This window comes from Hymenobacter defluvii (assembly GCF_017589435.1).
GTDB classification, from domain to species: Bacteria; Bacteroidota; Bacteroidia; order Cytophagales; family Hymenobacteraceae; genus Hymenobacter; species Hymenobacter profundi.
In genome coordinates, this window is record NZ_JAGETX010000098.1 from 1 (window position 1) to 726 (window position 726).

At 43.3% G+C, this 726-nt stretch carries 1 protein-coding gene; it reads right to left on the reverse strand.

The window, feature by feature from the left end:
- A partial coding sequence (locus J4D97_RS23135) for a GTPase-associated system all-helical protein GASH (protein WP_208309644.1) occupies positions 1 to 726 on the reverse strand: 726 nt, incomplete at both ends.

Genomic DNA, 726 nt, shown 5'->3' on the forward strand with positions numbered 1-726 from the left:
ATAGTAGTCTGTGGCAAGACTTCCTGAAGTGTAGCATTTGTTGCCAATTCAGGCAGAAGTTCTGCGAACGTCAGCAGTGACTCCGTGTCTACTGTAACTTCCCGGAGCGTTTCGCGCAGAAAATAATCTACACTCACTGGATAAATGGGAGGAATCAGTTGCGCAGCATCATAAGCTAGAATGGATCCCAACGATGGCAGCGGCAACTTTCTATAACTAGTATTCTGGCTAGTTGAGTAAAGCGATTCCTTTAACCATAAAAGTTGACCGCGTAAGTTGTGCGAAGCCGTTTGTGAAGCAATAGATTTACTTCCTTCTTCTAAGTAGCGGATTATCTCTTTAGAGAACTCATCCAACGTTTTTATACTTACCGCCTCAGCTAATGATTTATCAACTCCTGATGCAATTGCATCGGCCACAGCCTTGATTGTAGTACCAGCAATAGTACTAAAAGAAGTTGCCCACCCTGTGGATGCAATTAAATCCTGATTATTGGAATATCTATCTAAATAAGTACCAACGGCGTGAGTGTTACCATCACCATCATCACCGCCACTTACAGAACGCTTTAGATGCTTTATGATATAGTCCTTGTTCACAGGATTCACTACTGGAAGCGCTGATTTTGGAACCTCAGGAGCGGTTAGTTTGATGTTGAGATTATCGACTCCCCAATTGCCCACGCTTCCTTGGTTAAACAAAACTCCGGCCTCTTCCAAGAAAGTT